Genomic DNA, 16650 nt, shown 5'->3' with positions numbered 1-16650 from the left:
TGTCGGGCAGATCGATGCATACGCCAAGCAGATTTAGCGGCTATATTCAGCAGCCATGCTCAACATCAGCACAAAAGCACCAATCCACACGGCGAAATAGGCCATATTATGTTTTAGCGCCTTGGCACGCTGAAACAGATACACGGGCACCAGCCACACCCAGCCCTTGAATTTTTCAGTATTCAATCCACCTTCCTGCAGACGCTTTTCATCCCAGAACGACAGACCGATGTTCAAGGCAATGGTCACATACCAGAACTTGTTATGTGCCATGGCCAACTCAATGAGATGGTCATTTCCACGATAAACAAACCCTGCAACCAGGCCCTCCAGAATAAAGCCCAGTAGCGGAGCAAACGCCAGCACCCACACCAGCGTGTTGTTGACATGCTCGCCCGTCAGTGGCGGCGGCGCGCTGTCATCCAGATGCACACGTAGCTCGGTGTTTTCAATTTTCATCCAGTCAGGCATGCCCTTGCACCAGACGGCAGCGCCATGGGTGAGTTTTCCTTCTTTAATCAATGCGATGATTTCTACCTCGGGCACACCGCCCTTGCGCTGTCCTTCGCTTTCGTAGAACCACTGCTTGTCAGATTGGTTTTGCGTTACGGCGTCCATGATCTCTCCTGATCGGGATATTGAGGTAAATGCAGAAAGCCACCAGCAGACTGGCTGGCTGGCAAAGGCACGATGCATGAACAATTAAAACAGAGTGGACTGACAGGTAGAGTCGTATATGTGTGGCCGTTTATCTTTAGTACGAATAAAGATAAATGTTAAAAAACCCAGAGACTAAAAAAAATCTAGCTCTGGGTTTTTTAGTAGTGACGCTTGGGTATATTTGAATTTAGTCCATAACAAACTGGACCTCTACGCGACGGTTTTTCGAGTCGGAAGGATGTAACCCCTCAAGTGGCCGAGACTCCCCATAACCAGCTACAACAATACGTTTTAATGCCTGATCATCAAGCGTACCAACCAAAGCTCGACGAGCTTCACGAGCACGAGCGGCAGAAAGAGTAAAATTATCATCATACACAGTACAAAAGCGCTGGTAATCGGTAACAGGCTGCTTGACTGGTAGGTTATCAGTATAGCCCTCTACTAAAATGCGTGCCTTCGGGCTGCTCCTCAAAAATTGTGCTAATTGGCCTTGCACTGCCTCAACAGCAGCTCGGGCCTCAGAGGTAAGACAGGCGCTACCACGAGTAAATACGCCATCACGTAGCGTGAGTCGATTGGTCTTCTGATCAAGCGCCATCAACTCAGTTGCTCCAGGCTTGCTAAGCATTTCACTAAGCGCCTGTGTTACCTTGACGATAGGATCATTCATAGATCCCTTCGTTTTGGCCAGCTCTTCCTGATAGTGTCTTTCACTCATGCTTTTCTGTAACACGGAAACTACCAGCAGTAGCATGACCACAGCCATGACACCAGCCATGAGGTCAGAAATGGCGATCCATTCACTTGGCTTGTCTTTCATGGCGTTCAATCGCTTTCAGTCAGCACAGGGTCTGCCAGCTTTGTTACTTTAGTGTATGAATTCAGATCATCCCGTAATTTTTGAAGCTCCACCAGAATCGCCTGCTGCTGTGCAGGAAGAGCACCTAAGGGAGAGAGTGCAGAGATCAATTCCTGCTGTTTACTAGGCAAGGTTCTCAGTGGCTCTAATGTAGCAGGTAGCTCGACCAAATTAATAGCAATTAATTTTTGAAGCTCCACCAGAATCGCCTGCTGCTGTGCAGGAAGAGCACATAAGGGAGAGAGCGCAGAAATCAGTTCTTGCTGTTTACTAGGCAAGGTTCTCAGTGGCTCTAATGTAGCAGGTAGCTCTACCAAATTAGTGGCAATCTGTTCCATGCTGTCAATGGATTGTTTAAGATTTTGACCAATTCCCCGCATATGTTGACCAGATTCAGACACTGAACGTAATCCATCTTCAATTGGCCGGGTCAATTTGTGAACCATCTCAGTGGTTGCCGCAATATTTTCGTTCAAGAATCCACTAGATACAGTAAATTCAGTGGCTGCTCGCAGCTGGGCTTCAAGCGCCTTATTTATGGAAGTTTTAACTTCACTCATTGTGTCCTTAACATCAGAGGACAATACACCAAGAGCAGTAGATATCTCTCTTGTTGCATTTCCGAGTTGCGTACTGCCACGTTCCAATGTTTCAGAAGCCTGGGTACTCATATTATGAATTGCGGCCCCCAAGTCTTTGCGCACATTATCAAGCACTTCAGTGAATTGGCTTTTAAAGGCATCAATTGCACTTACTAGCTCATTGGCGCCAGCACCTACTTTATCAGCACCACTTGCCATACTTTGTGATGCCATAGCCATGCGCTGGGCAGCTTCAGCCATATTTTCGACAACACCTTGAGTTCCTTCAGTAAACTGTGCCATTGCAGTGCTGGTAATCTGGGTCATGGCATAAATCTGTCCAAGATCATCACGGATGCCCTTGATTTTCCCATCCGAATATTCCTGGGCATGTTGATGCAAAGATTTATTGCTCTCCATCAGTTGAGCAATCTGCTCAGCAAACCCAGCAACCATCGCAGCACTGGTAATCTGAGTCACAGCACGAATCTGCCCAAGATCATCACGGATGCCCTTGATTTTCCCATCCGAATATTCCTGGGCATGTTGATGCAAAGATTTATTGCTCTCCATCAGTTGCGCAATCTGCTCAGCAAACCCAGCAACCATCGCAGCACTGGTAATCTGAGTCACGGCACGAATCTGCCCAAGATCATCGCGGATGCCTTTGATTTTCCCATCCGAGTATTCCTGGGCATGCTGATGCAAAGATTTATTGCTCTCCATCAATTGAGTAATCTGCTCAGCAAACCCAGAAACCATTTTACTGGATGCACCATCAATTTGGTCAAACAACGATTTTTGCTTGACTACCTCTGCAAAAGACTGCTCCTGTTTTCGGTTTTCCAGCTCAATTTTCACCTTGCCAATAACCCATGTCAGGCGCTTTTCCTCAAAACGCGTCAATTCACTCCAGATCTTGAGCAAGACAAATCCAGCAATACCCCAAGTTGATGTTTTGAATTTAGTGCCCAACCCTTGCAGCAAGCTTAATAAATCCTGCATGCTATTTGCTGCACCACTTGCACTTAAAGCATCCGCTTGGCCAAGAATATTCGATGCATGATTAAGAGCTAGGCCTAAGCCAAGAAAAGTGCCTAACAAACCGATAACTAATAGCATACCAGGCATAATCTCAGCCAATTTTTCCGGGGCTGTTGCCACGGCATGCCAAAGGTCCGTTACACTGCCATGCTCAATATCCAGAGCATTACTAGAGTTATCAGGTGCCCCTCGATTCCATTTCTTTTCCCATGATGTAGGATGCGCAGATCGATGTGCGCTAATGATGGTAACCCCCATCATTAATAAAATAATGGCAAGAAATACCATCTGTAGAGGGTCGTTCAATTGTGGCAATAAAAAACCAAGAATTTCACTCGGGTTCATACAGTAACCTCCAAAATTTCTTTCATACGACGTTCCGATTCCCTCTGGAAAATATTGGCATAGTCAGTAACCAACGACTGATCTTCCTCGGCTAAGTCTTTAAACTTTTTGTTGTTCTCTGCGCAATCAATAAGGAGCTTGCCAATATGTGCGCCATCCTCAAGCAAGTAGCTACGATCTTCCTTTTCAATCTGTTTAGGTGTTTTTTCCAACAACTGCAAAAAGCCTTCTGCCGCACCAACATAGCGCTTGATATCACGCTGCTGAGTATCCAGATCATCAAGCGCCTGTTTTTGTGCAGGCACCTCAATCTCAAGTCTAGATAGCGCTGCCGACTCTTCAGCAGACAGCTCAATTTGAATTTCTTTGGCATGCCCTAATCTTTTTAGTAGCATTTTCTCGTTGGCATAACTACGGTTGCTGGCATCCCATTTCTCCTTCAATGCCTCAACACGCTTAGCCCATGATGCGATAAGCTCTTCAAAAACAAAGGGGGTAAGCCTTTTACCATAGCGTTCAGTTAATAGGCGATCCAAACGTACAGCAGCCTCCTTACTAAGCTCTGGCTTTGCTTTAATAAGATCAGAAGCAATGCGCACAAGGAACAAATCATCGGCGGTCAAGTCATCTACATTTTTTGCTACACGGAATTTCTTGTCAGCCATATTAAGTAGCTTTTGTGTAGCACGGAGACGAAGATAATGCTCAAAATCAGTTGGAGCAGCATCAATAGTATCTGCCAAGTCCTTCTTTGCAATCTCAAAATCATTGATGGCTGATGCCAGTTCTAGCTGGTGCCGTTGGTCTTCTGAAACAACTTCACGTTCAGCAAAACGAAGATTTTCCTGATGCTTTTTGGCAACCTCAAGCTCATCAGCAGAAAGCAGGCCATCCTCTTGCTCGGTTTGCTGCCCAGGCTTAGCTTTCTGCCAGCGTTGAGCCAACTCGATCGCCCATTTGATCGCAGCATCAACTTTTTTGGCAATTGGCGAATCTTCAAATGCAATCAATGCGCCCAAGCCTTTGTCGAGCATCGTTAACGCAGAGCTAAGCCAGGGTATCCCTACCACCTTGGCAGCTGTTTGCAATACTTTGCGTGTTTGCTCGATATAAGGCTTAACCGTACGCCAAACCTCTTTTACATTATCAACAAAGCTTTCTGCTTTTTCCGCCATCCAACCTACAGCCTTGCTAGCAATGTCTTTTGTCGTCTCCCAGGCTGCACTGGCTGCTCGGCTAACTGAACTGACAACTGAGCTACAAAAACTCCCTACTGAGCTCCAAAATCCCATGCCTAACTCCCTAGCAATAATTCATACAATATAAATGGTTGCGCACACCCAAAAAGATATGCAATAGAAATCAATCAGAAAAACCTAGTAATTTTCTCCCAGCATCAGAGCTAACATTATCATTACTCACCACATGCTTATAACTACCAACATTACGATTTGCCGCATGCACATCGGCAATTGCCGTCTCAAAATGTCTCCATTGAACACATGGATTTTCTACATGCTCAACAAGGGCGCGAGGGAACGCTGTACGAAGAACTGTTCGGATCTCTCGGCCAGATAAGCCATCGGAAGCAATGGCACAGCGCTCAATAATAGAATCACGATCTTCAGCCAAAGGGACACCAGGCACAAGCAAGCGCTGCCACAATAGTTTTCTCCCTTCTAAATCGGGAAGTTTGAACTCAATATGGTAGCGAATACGGCTAACAAAAGCGTTATCGTAGTTTTTTGCAAAATTGGTCGCAAAAACAACAATACCATCGAAGCGCTCCAACTCAATCAGTAACGTTGAGCGCATCGAATTGATTTCATTATCAATGCCTTGGGTAACAGAGGAAAGGCGCGCACCCAGCAGAGTGTCAGCCTCATCAAAAAACAACAGAGCGCCTTCAGCTGCAGCAGATTTGAATGCTGCAGTGATGTTTTTTGCGGTTTCACCTACATACTTGCTTTCAAGTTCTGAGATGCCAATATGTAGGTACTGGCGCTTTAACGTACCAGCCAGCGCTTCAGCTGCCAATGTCTTACCTGTGCCCGGAGGCCCATACAGGTTGAGAATCATGTTACGGCCCATTGGGTCAACTGCACCAAACCCCCAGTCCGTATAAATTGTTTTATGATGTCGCATAGCGCCAATCGCCTCCTCAAACATTCGGCGAGTTTCAGGTGCCAAGACCACATCATTTTCTAATGAAATACGAGGGCTACGTAACTCATGAATAGATTGGTTAGGCAATTTTTCAGAAATAGGCAGCTCTTCCATTTTCACTCAAGGCCTTATCAGTTTAGAGACGGTGCGCGCACACGCTCTTGTAAAAAATGCAGAATGCCATTAATCATATCATAAGTCATAAAATATATACCAAGCACTTCCTACCCACCACTAGCCTGAGCGTGGCCGGTGCATCTTTGACAATCGCATCAATAATACTGCGGGCAAGGTCTTGCAATTCGCTCATGATTGTCGAAACTCCAGTAAACGCTTGAGCGCAGCCTGAAACAAACTGGCCGGCTGGATGGAAAGGGGATGATGGCCACAGTGCAGGCATGCAGCAGGCTCGCCCAGCAGCACATCGCCGATGGGGGTCACGATATGCCGCCAGCCGCAAGCCGGGCACTGATAAAGCAACGGACGCGCAGCAACCGGCATGGTCACTTCTGCTCCAGGTAATCGCGCAGCACCGTCTCCAGCCGCTCGCGCAGCCAAGCCGGCTCAACAACGCGGATGCGCGGCAGCCAGAACTGGGCCAGCGGCAGGATCTGATCGACATGGCTGATCTGGCTGCTGACGATCAAGCCGCCACTTTCCAGCTCGCGCACCAGTTCCTGCTTGGGCAGCAGCTTGCGGCGGCGGAAATAGTAGGCAATTTCGGGGGCGATGCTGAGCAGCACTTCGGTTTTTTCCCGGCTGAACCAGATGTCGTCTTCGTTTTCGATATTGGCCTGAATCGTGGCGTCAGGGGTAAAGCTCTGCTCGGTCACTTTCAGCTGGCTGATCCGGCTGAAGGCAAACGCCTTGAGCTGGCCTTGCTCGGTGGCGGCCAGATACCAGATGCCGTTTTTGTTGATCAGCCGGTAGGGGTGCAGTTCGCGGGGCTTGTCGCTATAGGTCAGCCGGCAGACACGTTGTCCGGCGACGGCCTCATTCAATTGATCAAAGCTTTTGTCGTGAGGTTTGAAGCGCTCGTATTGGTGGCCATGCACCAGAAGGCTGCCTTGGCACAGGGTATCGAGCAAGGCCACCAGAAACTGCGGGCTGGCTTCTGGAAACAGTTGCTCCACCCCGGCCAGCTGGGCGAAGGATTGCAGGTCTTTAGGCTTGAGCTTGCCCCGGTATTGGCTCACCAGCTGGTAACGCCCATCCGGCAGTTGTTCGACAATGCTGCCAAGGCGGTTCAAGTCGCGATAGATGGTCCGTTCGGTCACCTTGAACTCTGCGGCCAGCTCCTGACGGCTGGGCCGTTCGTCCAGATTGAGCTTGAGCAGGATTTCCGCCAGCCGGTTGGCCAGCATTTCGTGTTTGGGTGAGTCAACCGACATGAGGCAGTCCGCAAAAAGTAGAGTAACCCGGCAAGTAAACCACATCAGCCTGACAGGGCATGTCAGTACGGATCGGAAATTGTCATATCGGAGTATGCTTTAAGACTGCGGCGCATGGCAACGCTAGTGGCGTATTTTTACGCGCTTCGGCTGAAATTTCAAAGAATGCGAAATTCCCACCATCATCTCGCGCTGACAGCAAAAAAGCCGGTGTTTTCATTCAAGAAAACACCGGCTTTTTTCAATTTCACCTGCAACGGCATAACAGACAGGCTGGCGTCACACTGGCCCGCCTCAGCGCTTACACCCCGCGCAGCAGCTCATTGATGCTGGTCTTGGCGCGGGTCTTGGCGTCCACTTTCTTGACGATCACCGCGCAGTACAGGCTGTGGCTACCGTCTGCCGACGGCAGGTTGCCCGACACCACCACCGAGCCCGGCGGGATGCGGCCATAGCTGACTTCGCCGGTTTCGCGGTCGTAAATCTTGGTGGACTGGCCAATGTACACGCCCATCGAGATCACCGAGCCTTCGCCGACAATCACGCCTTCCACCACTTCCGAGCGCGCGCCGATGAAGCAGTTGTCTTCGATGATGGTCGGGTTGGCTTGCAGCGGTTCCAGCACGCCGCCAATGCCCACGCCACCGGACAGATGCACGTTCTTGCCGATTTGCGCGCACGAACCGACGGTGGCCCAGGTGTCCACCATGGTGCCTTCGTCCACATAGGCACCAATGTTCACGTAGGACGGCATCAGCACCACATTCTTGCCGATGAAGCTGCCGCGACGGGCAACGGCGTTGGGCACCACGCGGAAACCACCTTCGCGGAATTCACGTTCGGTGTAGTCGGCAAACTTGGTGTCCACCTTGTCGTAGTACTGCATGCAGCCGCCGGCCATCGGCGCGTTGTCGCGGATGCGGAACGACAGCAGCACGGCTTTTTTCACCCACTGGTTCACCACCCATTCGTCACCGTGCTTTTCCGCCACGCGGATGCGGCCAGTGTCGAGCTCGTCGATGACCTGCATCACCGCAGATTTCAGTTCGGGCGAGGCGGTGGCCGGCGAGATGTCAGCGCGTTTTTCAAAGGATTCGTCGATCAGGGTCTGGATCGGGTGCATGGTATTAAGGCCTCTGGCGATACGGATGGGAACAGACATGCAAATATCTTCTAAAAGAACAGAGTTAAAGAACAATTAATGAAACGCTGATGAATGCAGAACAACTGTTTTTGCTGCACGCAAAACCCGGCAAAATCAACATCCGGGATTTCCGCCTGCGCGGGGATAACCACTTGTTCAGCGTTTCCTTAAAGAACACACGCCCGACGGCTAAGGACGCGCGGATTGATTCAGAAAAATCGTGTTTGCCAAAAGCAAAACCCAGCAAAATCAACACTCTGGATTCCCGCCTTCGCGGGAATGACGATTTTCTCAGCGTATCCCTAACAGGCATCAGGCGCGGCTGCGGGCAAACGCCACCACGCGGTGGGCGGCTTCCAGGCAGTCGGCCAGCGGGGCCACCAGGGCAATGCGGATATAGCCCGCGCCAGGGTTAACACCGTGGGCATCGCGCGCCAGAAAACTGCCGGGCAGCACGGTCACGTGCTGTTCGCGGTAGAGCTCGCGGGCAAACTCGGCATCGTCGCCGGGCACTTTGGCCCACAGGTAAAAGCTGGCCTCAGGCAAGCTGACGTCCAGCGCCTGGGCAATCAGCGGGGTCACGGCGGCAAACTTCTCGGCGTACAGTTGGCGGTTATGCTCGACGTGGGCTTCGTCGCCCCACGCGGCCACGCTGGCGGCCTGAATGGCCGGGCTCATCGCTGAACCGTGGTAAGTGCGGTAGAGCAGGAATTTTTCCAGCACGCGGGCGTCGCCGGCGACAAAACCGGAGCGCATGCCTGGCACATTGGAGCGCTTGGACAGGCTGGTAAACATCACCAGATTGGTAAAGTCGTCGCGGCCCAGCGTGGCGGCGGCTTCCAGCCCACCCAGCGGCGGGGTGTCGAAGTAGATTTCCGAATAGCACTCGTCCGAGGCAATCACAAAGCCGTAGCGGTCCGACAGTTCAAACAGATCCTGCCAGTCGTTCAGCGACATCACGCTGCCGGTGGGGTTGCCAGGGCTGCAGACAAACACCAGCTGGGTACGCTGCCAGATGGCTTCTGGCACGCTGGCCCAGTCTGGCTGAAACCGCTGGTCGGCCAGACAGTTCACGTAGTACGGTTCGGCCCCGGCCAGCAGCGCCGCGCCTTCGTAAATCTGGTAAAACGGGTTGGGCGAAATCACCACCGGCTTGCCGGCGCTGGGGTCGATCACCGCCTGGGCAAAGGCAAACAGCGCTTCGCGGCTGCCGTTCACCGGCAGGATTTCACGCTGGATATCCAGCGCGCGCAGGCCGTAGCGGCGGCTCAGCCAGCTGGCGGCGGCGCTGCGCAGTGCCTCGCTGCCCTGGGTGGCCGGGTACTGGGCCAGGCCGGCCAGATTGGCCACCAGGGCATCGGTCACCAGGGCCGGGGTGGCGTGCTTGGGCTCGCCAATCGACAGGTTGACCGGCGTCAGCGCCGGGTTGGGGCTGACCTCACGGAACAGCTCGCGCAGTTTCTGGAACGGATACGGTTGCAGCAGCGACAGGTTCGGGTTCATCGGCGTTTCGCGAGTGGAAAATGGGTGGGAGGCAGCACAACCGTCAATGGTAAAAGTTACAGACGGTTTACGCAAAGCAAAGATGCAGGGCTGCGCAGGTACGGCCTGCGGGCACGGATGCCCACTCACCCCGGTCTGGCCGGCTGGCGCAGTTGTTCGGCCAGCAAGCCCCATAGCCGCTGGGCTGCCGGCTGCGCTTCGCCAGCGGCAAACCGTGCCACCAGTTCGCAATCGGGCAAATCCGGCAGGCCGGTGCCAATCGGGTGCATGCCAGCCACGCCCAGGCTGGCCGGCAACGGGGCAATGGCCAGCCCGGCCAGCACGGCATGACGCAAGGCGGTGATGCTGCTGCCGGTAAAGCGCACTTCGCCGCGCTGGCCGCTGGCCGCCAGCGCACCCAGCGCCGCGCCGCGAAACACGCAGCCTTCATGAAACACCGCCAGCGGCAGCGGACGCTGCTCGCCCGCTTCGCTGCCGTCAGCACGAAACCAGCACAAGGGCTCGCGGCGCAGCACCTGCCAGCCGTCGCCCAGCGTGGCCGCCGGCTGGCCGGCCACGCGCTTGGCCAGGGCCAGATCCAGCTCGCCGGCGTCCAGCTGCGCTGCCAGCTTGACCGACAAATCGCAGCGCACCGACAGCACCACTCTGGGGCAGGCACGGGAAAACGCCGCCAGCACCGGCGGAAACACGCTCTCCATCAGTTCTTCCGGCAAACCCAGCCGCAAGCGGCCCGCCAGCGTGGGCTGAGCAAAGCAAGCCCAGGCCTCGTCGTTCAGCCGCAGCATGCGCCGGCCATAATCCAGCAACACGCGGCCCTCGCCGGTTGGCCCGCTTACCCGGCCCTGGCTGCGCAGCAGCACCGGCTGGCCCACGGTATCTTCCAGCCGCTTGATTTGCAGGCTGATGGCCGACTGGCTGCGCCCCAGTTGCTCGGCAGCCACAGAAAAACTGCCACAATCGACAATGGTGACCAGCGCACGCAGCCAGTCCAGCTCCAGATGGCGGGCAAGGGCAGACATCGGCATTCCTCAGGGCAAGCAAAATTGTATTAGCTGATTATCAAGCATGAATTATCAATTTTGCAAATAAGCTACGCGCCGATACAGTGAGGCCATGCACTGTCCACCCGGAGCCCATCATGTCCAGCTTGTCCCTGCCGTCCCCGGCACTGTCCACCCCCGCCTGGCGCATTGCCGTGGTCGGCTGCGCCTTCAGCCTGATCTGGAGCTCGGCGTTCATCGCCGGCAAACAGGCAATGACCGGCTGCGGGCCGTTCACCCTGCTCAGCCTGCGGTTTTTGTCAGCGGGCGCGCTGCTGTGGCTGCTGCGACGCTGGCTGCCCGGTGACACCCCAGAACAAGCCCAGGCCCCCGCCTCGGCCTGGCGGCACGCGCTGATTGCCGGCCTGTTGACCAATGCCGTCTATCTGGGGCTGGGCTACCATGGCCTGCGCCATGTGCCCGCCGGGCTGACCGCGATTCTGGTCAGCACCAGCCCGCTGATCACCGCCGCCATGGCGGCGCTGTGGCTGCACGAACCGCTGGGCGCACGTCGGCTGCTGGGCCTGCTGTGCGGCCTGGGCGGCGTGGCGTGGATCATGGCCGGTCGCGCCGGAGGCACTGCCGCACTGGATGACGCCGCCCTGCTAGGCGTGGGCATGATTCTGACCGGCACGCTGGCGCTGGCGGTGTCCACCCTGTTCAACCGCCGCGCCGCCAGCCAGCTCAACCCCTGGCGCATCGCCCGCCTGCAACTCCTGGCCAGCGGCCTGGTGTTGCTGCCGCCCGCGCTATGGTTTGAAGGCCTGCAGCTCACCCCCACCCCGCTGGTACTGGCCAGCCTGGCCTATCAGGCCACCGTGGTGTCGATTGGCACCACGCTGATGCTGCTGTGGCTGGTGCGCCACGGCGGCGCGGCCAAGGCCAGCAGCTTTCACCTGCTCAACCCGCTGTTTGGCACCCTGCTGGCCGTGGCGCTGCTGGGCGAAACAGTGACACTGACGGATTTGCTGGGAGCACTGCCGATTGTGGCGGGGCTGGGGTTGGTGGTGAGGCGGTGAGAAGAAAATAAAAGCTTGGCCAAGTGTATCCTTATGGATACACTTGGCGTGATTGGAGAATAACCCATGACCCAAGTTACCCCGTTTGACGCAGCAGACTATCTGGACGATGAGGAAACCATCGCCCTGTACCTAAGGACGCGCTGAAAAAATCAGCATTTCACCAAAGAAGACCGAAGCGGGCCGCATCGATTCGGCATGAGCGCTTGGGCGAGTAAAAAATGCCTGCTCACCGTCATTTTCGGTCAGTCTTCACCCTGTCAGGCGGCAAATTTCCTCATTTCCCCCTTTCAGGACGCACCTTGGGTGTTCAGCGCAAACAGTCGCCGCCTGGCCGTCAACAGATTCGCCAACCCAAAAAGGGTGTGCAGCCGCGCCGTGTTCTTCGCCAGCCCACGGTAGGACACCTTCTTCATGCCAAAGAGGTTCTTGATGATCTTGAACGGATGTTCAACCTTGGCCCGGATCCTGGCCCTGGCCTGTTCGATCCGCTCCTGCAGTCGTCCGACCGGCGTATCCGGCAACGCCTTGCGCTTGCCCGCACGCATGGCAATTTCCCATTCAACCCGCCTGCCCCGGTTCTCTTCCCGCTTCTCAACCCCTTGGTAGCCTGCATCGCCAAAGGCAAGCCGCTCTTCGCCATGCAGCAAGGCATGCGCCTGGGTAACATCGCTGATGTTGGCTGACGTGGTGACCAGGGTATGCACGATGCCCGTTTCAGCATCCACCCCAATGTGTGCCTTCATGCCGAAGTACCACTGGTTGCCCTTTTTGGTCTGATGCATTTCAGGATCACGCTCACCGCTTCGATTTTTGGTCGAGGACGGCGCAGCAATGATGGTGGCGTCAACAACCGTGCCTTCCTTGAGGATCAGGCCCTTCGCGGCCAGTAGGGCGTTGATGGTCTCGAAGATGCGCTCGGTCAGCTGGTGCGTTTCCAGCAGGCGGCGGAACTTGAGCAGGGTGGTGGCGTCTGGTGCAGACTCCCGCGACAGGTCTATGCCAACAAATCCCCGGATGGCCTGGCTGTCATAGATGGCGTCTTCGATGCCTTCGTCTGAGAGTCCGAAGCATTGTTGGGCGATGTACATTCGCAGCATCCGCGCTACGCCAATCGGCGGTCGGCCCCGGCCTGTTCCTTTTGGGTAGAAGGGCTCAATCTGCGCGACCAAGGCGGCCCAGGGCGTCACTTTGTTGATCTCGTCAAGAAACCGGTCACGCCGAGTGACCTTCTTCTTTGTCGCGTATTCCAGTTCGGAAAAGCTTGCTTGCGTCTTCATGTGACCATCCACGTTCAATGTGCTGATGTTCGCAGATCAGGAGACTTCGAGCCAGCTGTTGGGGAATAAATCAGCGCGTCCCTAAACGCTGCATTGGAAGACCCCAATCCGGATGTGTTGCTGGCGGCAATACGCGATGTCGCACGGGCGCGCGGCATGACGCAGCTGGCCAACGCCGCCGGGCTGGGGCGGGAAAGCCTGTACAAGGCGCTCACGCCAGGGGCCAAGCCGCGCTACGATACCGTGCTGAAACTGCTGCACGCGCTGGGGGTCAGACTCACCGCCACCCCGGTGCGCCACCCCTAACCCAAGCCCGTCAATCCCCCCGAGCCCGATCATGCCCCCTTCCTGGCCCCACCTGCGCTACTCGCTGTACGCCCCGATCTACGATCTGCTGGCCGGGCGTTTCAGCCGGCAGCGGCAGCGTTCCATCCGGCTGGCCGGACCGGGGGCGCGCGACCGGGTGTTGCTGGTCGGGGCGGGCACCGGGCTGGATTTGCCCGAGCTGGGCAGCTGCGCCGAGCTGGTGGCCACGGATATTTCACCGGCCATGCTGGCGCGCTTGCGCAAACGGGCGACGCGGCTGGGGATGACGGTTGACGCGCGGGTGATGAATGCCGAAGCGCTGGATGCGCCAGACAACCATTACACCCTGGTGGTACTGCACCTGATTCTCGCCGTGGTGGACGACCCGATCCGCACCCTGCGCGAGGTGGAGCGGGTGCTGGCCCCCGGCGGGCGGGTGGCGATTTTCGACAAATTCCTGCCCGATGGCACCACCCCACCGCGCTGGCGACAGGCGCTGAATGTGCCGCTGCGCTGGCTGGCCACCGACATCAACCGCCGCTTTGCCGACATTGTCGGCTACACCCAATTGCGTGTGGCGCATGACGAGCCGGCCCTGTGGGGCGGAACCTTTCGGGTGATACAGCTGGTCAAACTGTCCGATTCTGCGGATGATAGGCCGGCATGAGCCCTTCTTTATATTTTGAAACCAGCGGACGCGGTCCGGATGTGGTGCTGGTGCATGGCTGGGGCCTGCACGGCGGCGTGTGGGCGCGGGTGGCGGCGGCGCTGGCCGACCACTTTACCGTGCATCAGGTAGACTTGCCCGGCCATGGCCATAGCGCCAGCGTGGCCCCGTACACCCTGCCGGCGCTGGCCCAGGCGCTGCAGGCCAGTTTTCCGCTGCCGGTGCAGGTGGTGGGCTGGTCGCTGGGCGGCCTGGTGGGGGCGCGCTGGGCGCTGGATGCGCCGGCCTCGGTCAAAAGCCTGACCCTGGTGGCGTCCAGCCCGTGCTTTATGCAGCAGGCCGACTGGCCGCATGCCCAGCCAGTGGCGGTGATGCGCCAGTTTGCCGATAATCTGGGCCAGCAGTTCGAGCAAACCCTGCGCCGTTTTCTGGCCCTGCAAACCCTGGGCAGCGATTCGGCGCACGCCGTGCTGGCCGAGATGAAGCACCAGCTGTTTGCCCATGGCCGCCCCAGCGCGCTGGACGATGCGCTGGCGGTGCTGGAAAGCAGCGATGTGCGCCCGGAACTGCCCAGCCTGCGCGTGCCCACCCACCTGAGCTACGGCCAGCGCGACGCGCTGACGCCGATTGGCGCGGCGCGCTGGCTGGCGGCGACCATTCCGGGCTGCTCGCTCACCGAATTTCCCCAGGCTTCGCATGCGCCGTTCCTGTCGCACGAAGCCGAGTTTCTGGCTGACCTGATTCCCTTTTTGCAGCGCCACGCCTGACGTGACGCCGGTAATACTGATGACCGAACCGTTTTATACCGACAAATCCCGCGTGCGTGAGGCGTTTGACCGCGCCGCGCACAGCTACGATGGCGCTGCGGTGTTGCAGCGCGAAGTGTCCGACCGCATGAGCGAGCGCCTGGACTATATCCGCCACGCGCCGTTGCGTATTCTGGATGCCGGCAGCGGCACCGGCTACGGGGCGGTGGGCTTGCGCAGCCGCTACCCCGACGCTCAGGTGATCGAGCTGGACCTGGCACCGAGCATGCTGCAGGTGTCCCGGCAAAAACAGCAGGCTGCGCCACGCGGCGGCCTGCTGGGCCGGCTGTTCCGCAAGGCCGAGCCCTGGCAGCTGTGCGCCGACATCGAACAGCTGCCGCTGGCCAGCGCCAGCGTGGACATGGTCTGGTCCAGCCTGGCCATTCAGTGGGTGAATACCCCGGATCAGGTATTTGCCGAATTCCACCGTGCCCTGCGCGTGGATGGCTTGCTGATGTTTGCCACCCTGGGGCCGGACACCCTGTGCGAATTGAACCACGCCTTTGCCGGCATCGACGGCCACACGCACGTCAACCGCTTTATCGACATGCACGACATTGGCGATGCGCTGGTGCGCACCGGCTTTGCCACGCCGGTGATGGACATGGAAAAAATCGTCCTCACCTACGATGACATCAAGGGCGTGATGCACGACCTGAAAGGCATTGGTGCGCATAACGTCACCCAGGGGCGCAAAACCGGCCTGATGGGCAAAACCGCCTGGCGCGATATCACCGCCCGCTACGATGCCCTGCGCCGCGACGGCAAGCTGCCAGCCACCTACGAAGTGGTGTACGGCCACGCCTGGAAGCCGGCGCAACGCCCCAGCCGCAAGCTGGACGACGGCAGCCAGATCATTGAATTCCAACCTCGCCCCGATACCCCGCGCCGATGACACACCCTGCTGTAAGCACTGCCCCCCTGCTCACCCTCTCCCGCCGCCGCCTGCTGACCCTGGCCGCCGCCCTGTGCCTGAGCGCCTGCGCCAGCGCGCCCCCCGCCCCCACGCCAGCCAGCAAGCCCAAGCTCGCCCTGGCGCTGGGCGGCGGCGCGGCCAAGGGCTTTGCCCATGTTGGGGTGATCAAGTTGCTGGAATCACACGGGATTTATCCGGACATTGTCACCGGCACCAGCGCCGGTGCGGTGGTAGGCAGCCTGTATGCTGCCGGCTACACCGGCATACAGTTGCAGAATATGGCGGTGGCGCTGGATCCCGCGTCGATCAGCGACCTGATTCTGGGTGAAAGCGGCTTTGTGAAGGGCGAAAAGCTGGAGCGCTATATCAACCAGCAAGTCAGCCAGCGCCCGATTGAAAAGCTCAACCGCGCCTTTGGCGCGGTGGTCACCGATCTGACCAATGGCAACCGGGTGGTGTTCCGGCGCGGCAACACCGGCCAGGCGGTGCGCGCCTCGGCAGCAGTGCCCGGTGTATTTGAACCCGTGCTGATTCAGGGGCGCAAATACGTGGATGGCGGCGTGGTCAGCCCGGTGCCGGTATACGCCGCCCGGGAAATGGGGGCCGATATTGTGATTGCGGTGGATATTTCCACCAAACCCAGCCGCAAGCCAGGCAGCGGCACGCTGAACACGCTGGACCAGACGCTGAATATCATGGGGCAGAAACTGGGCGAAGCGGAGCTGCAGCGCGCCACAGTGGTGATTCGTCCGGATATTTCCCGGATTGGCTCGACCGACTTTGCTCAGAAAAACCAGGCAATTCTGGAAGGCGAAAAGGCCGCACAGGCGGCGCTGCCGGCCATTCGGCGGGCATTGAAGCTGTAAGCGGCATAGGATAGGCAGACGCCAAAACGCCCGCCGACAGAACGTCAGGCGGGC

17 protein-coding genes are annotated in these 16650 nt (G+C 56.9%); 6 read left to right on the top strand and 11 right to left on the bottom strand.

What is annotated here, in order from left to right:
* Nucleotides 1–33: 33 nt before the first annotated feature.
* From BXU06_RS00845 to BXU06_RS00805, 10 genes are all read right to left on the bottom strand, one after another.
* Entirely contained in the window at nucleotides 34–618 is a 585-nt protein-coding gene (locus tag BXU06_RS00845) for a DUF4339 domain-containing protein (RefSeq protein ID WP_077296068.1), read from the bottom strand.
* Nucleotides 619–847: 229 nt separating this feature from the next.
* Complete coding sequence (locus tag BXU06_RS00840; RefSeq protein WP_077302531.1) at nucleotides 848–1483, bottom strand: OmpA family protein; 636 nt, start codon at nucleotides 1481–1483, stop codon at nucleotides 848–850.
* A 5-nt stretch (nucleotides 1484–1488) separates the two neighbouring features.
* Nucleotides 1489–3492, bottom strand: a complete 2004-nt coding sequence (locus BXU06_RS00835) for a hypothetical protein (RefSeq protein ID WP_150125056.1) — start codon at nucleotides 3490–3492, stop codon at nucleotides 1489–1491.
* Nucleotides 3489–4784, bottom strand: a complete 1296-nt coding sequence (locus BXU06_RS00830; protein ID WP_077296066.1) for a hypothetical protein — start codon at nucleotides 4782–4784, stop codon at nucleotides 3489–3491. Before BXU06_RS00830 ends, BXU06_RS00835 begins: the two co-directional genes overlap by 4 nt.
* A gap of 70 nt (nucleotides 4785–4854) precedes the next feature.
* Nucleotides 4855–5772, bottom strand: a complete 918-nt coding sequence (locus BXU06_RS00825; RefSeq protein WP_077296065.1) for an ATP-binding protein — start codon at nucleotides 5770–5772, stop codon at nucleotides 4855–4857.
* Between the two features lie 192 nt (nucleotides 5773–5964).
* Nucleotides 5965–6159, bottom strand: a complete 195-nt coding sequence (locus tag BXU06_RS17165) for a hypothetical protein (protein ID WP_150125055.1) — start codon at nucleotides 6157–6159, stop codon at nucleotides 5965–5967.
* A 2-nt stretch (nucleotides 6160–6161) separates the two neighbouring features.
* The gene (locus BXU06_RS00820) at nucleotides 6162–7049 is read right to left on the bottom strand and encodes a YafY family protein (protein WP_077296064.1); all 888 of its coding nucleotides are present in this window, start codon (nucleotides 7047–7049) and stop codon (nucleotides 6162–6164) included.
* A gap of 301 nt (nucleotides 7050–7350) precedes the next feature.
* Entirely contained in the window at nucleotides 7351–8172 is an 822-nt protein-coding gene (dapD, locus tag BXU06_RS00815) for a 2,3,4,5-tetrahydropyridine-2,6-dicarboxylate N-succinyltransferase (RefSeq protein ID WP_077296063.1), read from the bottom strand.
* A 333-nt stretch (nucleotides 8173–8505) separates the two neighbouring features.
* Nucleotides 8506–9696, bottom strand: a complete 1191-nt coding sequence (gene dapC / locus BXU06_RS00810) for a succinyldiaminopimelate transaminase (RefSeq protein ID WP_077296062.1) — start codon at nucleotides 9694–9696, stop codon at nucleotides 8506–8508.
* Between the two features lie 125 nt (nucleotides 9697–9821).
* Nucleotides 9822–10715: a LysR substrate-binding domain-containing protein gene (locus BXU06_RS00805; protein WP_171982072.1), complete on the bottom strand. Its 894-nt coding sequence runs from the start codon at nucleotides 10713–10715 to the stop codon at nucleotides 9822–9824.
* 119 nt (nucleotides 10716–10834) lie between these two features.
* Between BXU06_RS00805 and BXU06_RS00800 the strand changes: the two genes are divergently transcribed.
* Nucleotides 10835–11755 carry a DMT family transporter gene (locus tag BXU06_RS00800; RefSeq protein WP_077296060.1) on the top strand — a complete coding sequence of 307 codons (921 nt, stop codon included), beginning with the start codon at nucleotides 10835–10837 and terminating at the stop codon, nucleotides 11753–11755.
* Between the two features lie 290 nt (nucleotides 11756–12045).
* Here BXU06_RS00800 and BXU06_RS00795 read toward each other — a convergent pair whose 3' ends face one another.
* Entirely contained in the window at nucleotides 12046–13035 is a 990-nt protein-coding gene (locus BXU06_RS00795) for an IS5 family transposase (RefSeq protein ID WP_077296059.1), read from the bottom strand.
* A gap of 69 nt (nucleotides 13036–13104) precedes the next feature.
* Here BXU06_RS00795 and BXU06_RS00790 point away from each other — a divergent pair, with 69 nt between their 5' ends.
* Genes BXU06_RS00790 through BXU06_RS00770 form a run of 5 tightly spaced genes read left to right on the top strand, consistent with a single transcriptional unit; the run spans nucleotide 13105 to nucleotide 16596 of the window.
* Entirely contained in the window at nucleotides 13105–13341 is a 237-nt protein-coding gene (locus BXU06_RS00790) for an addiction module antidote protein (RefSeq protein ID WP_077296058.1), read from the top strand.
* 31 nt (nucleotides 13342–13372) lie between these two features.
* A complete protein-coding gene (locus tag BXU06_RS00785) occupies nucleotides 13373–14008 on the top strand; it encodes a class I SAM-dependent methyltransferase (protein ID WP_077296057.1) in 636 nt (211 codons plus the stop codon).
* Nucleotides 14005–14775, top strand: coding sequence for a pimeloyl-ACP methyl ester esterase BioH (gene bioH, locus BXU06_RS00780; RefSeq protein ID WP_077296056.1), 771 nt, complete (start codon nucleotides 14005–14007; stop codon nucleotides 14773–14775). Before BXU06_RS00785 ends, bioH begins: the two co-directional genes overlap by 4 nt.
* 19 nt (nucleotides 14776–14794) lie before the next feature.
* On the top strand, nucleotides 14795–15709 hold the full coding sequence (gene bioC / locus BXU06_RS00775; RefSeq protein WP_077296055.1) for a malonyl-ACP O-methyltransferase BioC: 915 nt from the start codon (nucleotides 14795–14797) through the stop codon (nucleotides 15707–15709).
* Nucleotides 15706–16596 (top strand): patatin-like phospholipase family protein, encoded by an 891-nt coding sequence (locus tag BXU06_RS00770; RefSeq protein ID WP_077296054.1) that lies wholly within the window; start codon nucleotides 15706–15708, stop codon nucleotides 16594–16596. Before bioC ends, BXU06_RS00770 begins: the two co-directional genes overlap by 4 nt.
* Nucleotides 16597–16650: the final 54 nt, after the last annotated feature.

This window comes from Aquaspirillum sp. LM1 (genome assembly GCF_002002905.1).
GTDB lineage: Bacteria > Pseudomonadota > Gammaproteobacteria > Burkholderiales > Aquaspirillaceae > Rivihabitans.
The sequence above is the reverse complement of the archived record's forward strand: the minus strand, read 5'-3'. Positions and strand labels throughout refer to the sequence as shown.